General features: G+C 72.3%; 5 protein-coding genes and 1 pseudogene. 3 read left to right on the plus strand and 3 right to left on the minus strand.

What is annotated here, in order from left to right; translation table 11 throughout:
* Window positions 1-35 precede the first annotated feature (35 nt).
* Entirely contained in the window at window positions 36-1175 is a 1140-nt protein-coding gene (locus FCN22_RS17800; RefSeq protein ID WP_137122905.1) for a MalY/PatB family protein, read from the minus strand.
* Window positions 1176-1254: 79 nt separating this feature from the next.
* Between FCN22_RS17800 and FCN22_RS17805 the strand changes: the two genes are divergently transcribed.
* Window positions 1255-1785 carry a histidine phosphatase family protein gene (locus tag FCN22_RS17805; RefSeq protein ID WP_162308253.1) on the plus strand — a complete coding sequence of 177 codons (531 nt, stop codon included), beginning with the start codon at window positions 1255-1257 and terminating at the stop codon, window positions 1783-1785.
* Between the two features lie 123 nt (window positions 1786-1908).
* Here the strand turns inward: FCN22_RS17805 and FCN22_RS17810 are convergent, their stop codons facing one another.
* Together FCN22_RS17810 and nucS are read right to left on the minus strand one after the other, a co-directional pair.
* On the minus strand, window positions 1909-3441 hold the full coding sequence (locus FCN22_RS17810; RefSeq protein WP_137122907.1) for a gamma-glutamyltransferase: 1533 nt from the start codon (window positions 3439-3441) through the stop codon (window positions 1909-1911).
* A 115-nt stretch (window positions 3442-3556) separates the two neighbouring features.
* Window positions 3557-4261: an endonuclease NucS gene (gene nucS, locus FCN22_RS17815; protein ID WP_137122908.1), complete on the minus strand. Its 705-nt coding sequence runs from the start codon at window positions 4259-4261 to the stop codon at window positions 3557-3559.
* Window positions 4262-4337: 76 nt separating this feature from the next.
* Here nucS and FCN22_RS17820 point away from each other — a divergent pair, with 76 nt between their 5' ends.
* Together FCN22_RS17820 and FCN22_RS22345 are read left to right on the plus strand one after the other, a co-directional pair.
* Window positions 4338-6113: a 3-hydroxyacyl-CoA dehydrogenase family protein gene (locus FCN22_RS17820; protein WP_137122909.1), complete on the plus strand. Its 1776-nt coding sequence runs from the start codon at window positions 4338-4340 to the stop codon at window positions 6111-6113.
* Between the two features lie 85 nt (window positions 6114-6198).
* Window positions 6199-6392 (plus strand): annotated as a pseudogene (locus FCN22_RS22345) (IS30 family transposase); the annotation flags it as partial.

The following is a 6392-nucleotide window of genomic DNA, read 5'->3' on the forward strand; positions in this document are numbered from 1 at the left end:
GCCGGGCCCGCCGGCAGTGCGGTCCCGACAGGGTCTCAGCGCTCCCACGCGGCCGCCAGGCGCTCGACGATCTGCTCGATGCGTTCCGGCGAGGTGGCGAGGTTGACGCGGACGTGCCCCTCGCCCCCAGGCCCCCATGGCCGGTGGTCGACCCAGACCCGCCCGCGCTCGAGCGCGGCCTCGCCGGGGGACGCCAGCCCGTAGGCGCGAGCGTCGAGGAAGGCCAGGTAGGTCGCCTCGAGCGGGCGCATCCGGGCGCGTGGCAGCCGCCCGGACACCAGCTCGGTGAAGAGGGTCCGGTTGGCGTCGAGCTGGTCGAGCAGCGCCGCCCGCCAGGGGCCGCCCAGCTCGTATGCCGCGCGGCTGGCCACCGCCCCGAGCGACGACTGGCCCGGGTGCATCGGGTAGTCCCTCAGCCGTTGCGCATCCTCGGCGCTGCCGCACACGATCTGCGCGCACTTGACGCCCGGCATGTTCCACGTCTTGGTGGCCGACGTCACGGTCACGACGCGGGCCCCGGGAGTGGCCACCGCGGCATACGGCACATGGGTGGCCCCGGGCAGGGTGAGGGGCGCGTGGATCTCGTCGCTGATGACCAGCGCTCCGTGCGCCTCCGCGACGTCACGCAGCGCCTCCAGCTCCTCCCTGGGGAAGGAGCGGCCCCACGGGTTGTGCGGGTTGCAGAGCACGATCGTGCGCGCGCCGGCGCGCAGCTCGCGCTCGATGCCGACGAGGTCGTGGGTGGCCTCGACGGCGTCCGGGTCGATCGGCACGGTGACCAGGCGGCGGCCCGCGTGCCCCACGACGGTCAGGAACGGCGGATAGGCGGGGGTCGGCACGATGACCGGGCCCTCCTCGGCGAGAGTGGCGAGGACTCGGGAGATCGCGTCGACGACGTCGCCGGCCAGCACCACCCGTCGGGGGTCGAACGCCCAGTCCCACTGTGCCGACGCGAAGTTCGCCAGTGCCTCGCCGACGCCGGTCGTCGCGTCCGCAGGACCGTAGCCGAGGCAGCCGCCGTCCACCGCCTCATGCAGGGCTGCGGTGATGGGCTCGGCGACCGCGAAGTCCATCTCGGCGACCCACGCCGGCAGGACGTCAGCCGGCGCCTCCGACCACTTGATGCAGCCGCTCGCGCGGAGCTCGGCCTCGGTGCGGACTCGCAACAGGTTCATCCGCCGATGGTCCCATCACCGGGCCGTCGGCGGGCGGCACGGTCCACCCGGGCGGGGGAGGGCGGCATACAGTGAAGGGGTGAGTGACCTGCAGTGTGCGGCGCGGCTGTTCATCGCGCGGCACGGAGAGGCGGACCTCGCCGCGAGCGAGAGGTCGTCGGCTGCGGGCGCACCACTGACCGTCGAGGGCGTGCGCCAGGTGCGCGAGCTCGCGGAGCAGCTTCGGCCCGTCCGGATCTCGACTGTCTGCTCGAGCCCCGACCCGGCGGCCTCGGCGTCGGCACAGGCAGCGGCCGCGGACCTCGACGTGGCGTCGCGGGTCGTGGACGGCCTGCAGGGGCTGGACCCAGCCGAGGGTGAGCCGGCGGCGGTCGCGCGGTTTCAGGCGGCGGTGGAGGAGATCGCGGACCTGCACCGTGGCGAGGACGTGCTGGTCTTCAGCCACGGCGACGTGATGTCGCTCGTGATCCCGATGCTTTCCGGCAACGTGCGGGCCGATCTGGCGGACGGGCACCGTCTGCCACCCTGCGTGCCGGTGCGGGTCGACGTGGACGCCGACGGGTGGCGGCTCGACTCGTGGCCGGCCGCCGACGACGCGGCGCCCGTCTGACCTGCTCCCGACCGTGCTTCCGGCGCCGCTTCTGTCCGCCGGGCCGGTCTTTCGGGGGACACCTCCTCGCCGCAGCGGGTCGGGCGACGGAAAGGGTGCTTCCCGGTGCCGCCGGTGGCGCGCTCAGCCGAGGGCGGTGGCGGCCTCACGGCGCGGGTCGGCGGCCGCGGCGAGCGCACCGTCGCTGCTCGTGACCGCCGCGCCGACCCCGCCGAAGAACATCGCGTGCCGGTCGTGCTCGACCCCCGGCAGGCCGCTGGCCTCGACCTGGGCCGCCAGCCCGGGGTCGGCCTCGTACTCGACCCGCACGGAGCCGTCCGGCAGGTGGTGCACGTGCAGGCGGGGCGCGTCGATCGCCTCCTGCAGCCCCTCGCCCCCCTGGCAGTGGCGGCCGAGCACCTGCATCAGGGCCGTCGTGATCCGGTCGGCTCCCGGCGTGCCGATGGCCAACCGCTCCCCGTCCCGGTGCGCCGCGACGGTGGGCGCCATGTTGGACGCCAGCCGCGTGCCGGGCGACAGCGCGTGCAGGCCGCGCCGGTTGAGCTCCGGCTCACCGAGCGAGTTGTTGAGCATCAGTCCGGTGCCGGGCACGGTCGCGCCGGAGCCATATCCCGCGGAAGCCGTGATCGCGCAGGCCAGCCCATCGCTGTCCATCACCGACACGTGGGCCGTCGAGGCCGAGGTCGGCAACCCGGCCAACCCGTGCGCCTCGATCGTGTCGAGTAGCTCCCGGCCCGCGACTGCGAGGTCGGGGACCGGGTCGATGGTGGAGATCCGGTAGCCGAGCACCGCGCGTTGGACCTCGATCAGGGCGCGCGCGTCGGCCGCGCCGCCGGGCCGGTCGGCCAGCAGCCGCAGCAGCGCGGTGAGGACCGGCCCGCCGATCGAGGGAGGTGGGTTGGTCGCCACCGTCCAGTCGCCGAACGTGGAGGTCAGCGCCGGACGGATCACCGCCTCGTATGCCGTGAGGTCGTCCCGCGTGATCAGGCCGCCCCTGTCGCGCATGTCGGCGACCAGCGCCGCGCCGAGGTCGCCGGAGTAGAGGACCGTGGCTCCCTGACTCGCGACCTGCTCGAGGCTGTCGGCAAGGTCGGGCAGCACCAGGAGGTCCCCGGCGCGGGCCGGCCCGCCGCCCGGCCCGGTCACCGCCGCCCGCGTCTGCTCGTCCCACCCGAAGAGCGAGTCGTGCACCAGCTGGAGGTAGCTCGCCGCCGCGGCCCCCACGGGGAACCCCGTCCGCAGCGCGCGGATCGCAGGAGCCATCAGCTCCCGCCACGGCGCCCCGCCGTAGCGCTCGTGGGCCAGCTCGAAAGCGGCGAACGCCCCTGGTGTGGCGACGGATCCGTGACCGGCTCCGACCGTGATGCCGCCGCCGTAGTCGGTGTGGATCTCGCGCACCCCGCGACCGAAGGCCTCGGACGGCATACCCCGTCCGGGCATCTCGACGTTGCCGTCCACCACCACCGGGTCGCCGTCGACCGGCCAGACGGCGACGTAGGCGCCCGCCATCGGGCTGACGATGCCGGGTTCGGTCGCGAACGACACCGTCATCGCGGCGATCGCGGCATCCACCGCAGTGCCCCCGCCGTGCACGAGGTCCAGACCGGCCTGGGCAGCCAGCGGGTTGGTGGCGGCCACGGCCGCGCGTCGGCTCATGGCTCGATTGTGCCGAGGCCGGCCCCCGCTGACCACTCCCGCCCCGTGCGGATCGTTGTTGCGCTCCCGGCGCCCTGCGCCCGGGCCCTGTCCCGGAGATCGGCGCCGTGGTGGGTCAGAAGAGGCGCGACTCCACGTCGTCGATCCCCTTGAGGGCGTCGTAGTCGAGGGTGACGCAGCGGATGCCGCGGTCGGTGGCGAGGGTGCGGGCCTGCGGCCTGATCACCTGCGCGGCGAACACCCCGGTGACCGGCCCTCCCGCGGTCAGGTGCGGGTCGCGGTTCATCAGCTCGAGGTAGCGGGTCAGCTGCTCGACGCCGTCGATCTCACCTCGACGCTTGATCTCGACGGCCACGCTCGCTCCCGAGCCGTCCTTGCACAGGATGTCGACCGGCCCGATCGCCGTCATGTACTCCCGCCGCACCAGGGTGTAGCCGTCGCCGAGGGTGTGGATGTGCTCGGCGAGCAGCCGCTGCAGGTGGGCCTCCACGCCGTCCTTGACCAGGCCCGGGTCGATGCCGAGCTCGTGCGAGGAGTCGTGCAGGACCTCGTGCAGCCGCACCCGCAGGTGGTCCTCCGACTTGGCGTGCTGCACCAACCAGACCGCCTCGACGCCCTCGGCGACCTCCTCTGCGTCCGGTGCCACCTCGGCCATCGCGCACGGTGGCGCCATCCAGTTCAGCGGTTTGTAGGAGCCGCCGTCGCTGTGCACCAGGACCGAGCCGTCGGCCTTGACCATCAGCAACCGGGTCGCCAGGGGCAGGTGGGCCGTCAGACGGCCGATGTAGTCGACGCTGCACCGCGCTATCACCACTCGCACCGCGCCACCCTAACCGGCGTGGCCGCGGGGCCGGTACGCCGGAACCCCGCCGACGGCCCTCTGAGAGGATGCGCTCATGTCTCGAGAGATCAGCACCGTCGGCGTGATCGGCTTGGGCACCATGGGTGCCGGCATCGTGGAGGTCTTCGCCCGCAACGGCATCGACGTCGTCGCGGTGGAGAACACCCCCGAGGGTGCCGAACGCGGCCGCACGATCCTGCAGCAGTCGACCGACCGTGCCGTCTCGCGCGGCAAGCTGGAGCAGGACGCCCAGGCCGCCCTGCTGGAGCGCGTCCGCTTCACCAGCGAGTTCGCCGACCTCGCGCGGTGCGACCTGGTCGTCGAGGCGGTGCCGGAGCACCTCGACCTCAAGCGCGAGATCTTCAGCACGCTCGATGACATCGTGGGCCCCGACGCCATCCTCGCGACCAACACCTCCAGCCTGTCGGTCACCGAGATCTCGGTGGCCACCAAGAACCCGCGCCGGGTCGTGGGCATGCACTTCTTCAACCCGGCGCCCGTGCTCAAGTTCGTCGAGGTCGTGCGCACCGTCGTCACCGAGGACGACGTGGTCGAGGACGTCAAGGCGCTGGCCGAGCGGCTCGGCAAGATGCCGGTGGTCATCGGCGACAAGGCCGGGTTCATCGCCAACGCCCTGCTGTTCGGCTACCTCAACCACGCGGTCTCGCTGTTCGAGGCGAAGTACGCCACGCGCGAGGACATCGACGCCGCGATGAAGCTGGGCTGCGGACTGCCGATGGGTCCATTGGCGCTGATGGACCTGATCGGCCTCGACACGGCATACGAGATCTGCGACACGATGTACAAGCAGGGGCGAGACCGGCTGCACGCACCCAGCCCGATCCTCAAGCAGATGGTGACCGCCGGCCTCAAGGGGCGCAAGACCGGCCGCGGGTTCTACACCTACGACAAGCCGGGGAGCGGCAAGGTCGTGCCGGACCACCTCACGCCCGACGCGGACGCGGCTGCCGCGCAGGGCCGCCCGATCTCCTCCGTGGGCGTCGTGGGTTCCGGTGTGATGGCTCGCAGCATCGTCGAGGTCTGCGCCAAGGGCGGGTATGACGTAACCTTCGTCGCCCGCTCCGCGGCCAAGGTCGACGAGGTGGTGGCCGGGGTCACCAAGAGCCTCGAGAAGGGAGTGCAGCGCGGCAAGGTGTCCGAGGACGAGCGGGTGGCGGCGCTCGGCCGGATCACCGGGACCGCGCGGCTGGACGACCTGGCCGGGGTCGACCTCGTGGTCGAGGCGGTGGTGGAGGACCTCGGGGTCAAGCAGGCGCTGTTCGAGAACCTCGACGAGATCTGCAAGCCCGGGGCGGTGCTCGCCACGACCACCTCCTCGCTGCCGGTCATCGAGTGCGCCGCGGCGACCACACGACCGCAGGACGTGGTCGGGTTGCACTTCTTCAACCCGGCACAGGTGATGGCGCTGGTCGAGGTGGTGCACACCGTGTCGACCTCGGACGAGGTGGTCGCGACCGCGCAGGGCTTCTGCCGGGACCTGGGCAAGCACCCGGTCTCGTGTGGCGACCGGGCGGGTTTCATCGTCAACGCGCTGCTGTTCCCCTACCTGGGCGACGCGGTCAAGATGCTCGAGGCGCACTACGCCAGCGCCGACGACATCGACACCGCGATGAAGACCGGCTGCGGCTACCCGATGGGGCCCTTCGAGCTGCTGGACGCGGTGGGCCTGGACGTCTCACTGGCGATCCAGCGTCAGCTCTACCTCGAGTTTCGCGAGCGCGGCTTCGCCCCGGCGCCGCTGCTCGAGCAGCTGGTCACGGCGGGCTACCTCGGCCGCAAGGTCGGCCGCGGCTTCCGCACCTACTCCTGAGCGGAATCTTCGCGCGGTTTCGGCCCCTGACCGGGCCCTTGGCCTCAAGGGGTGACTGCAACACCTGGCGTTGAGAGGTGTGCAGATGAGTGCTCGTCGGGGTAGTCCGCGGTTGCCGGTTGAGGTGGAGTATCGGTTCTGGGCTCAGGTCCGCGATTGCCTGACGGTTGAGCAGGCCGCGGTGGTGGTGGGCGTGTCGGCGACCAAGGGGCGGGCCTGGTTTCGAGATCGTGGCGGGGTGATGCCATCGGCGGATGCGGGACGACGCAAGCGATGTTT

Origin of the sequence: Segeticoccus rhizosphaerae, assembly GCF_005222685.1 — a bacterium.
GTDB lineage: Bacteria > Actinomycetota > Actinomycetes > Actinomycetales > Dermatophilaceae > Segeticoccus > Segeticoccus rhizosphaerae.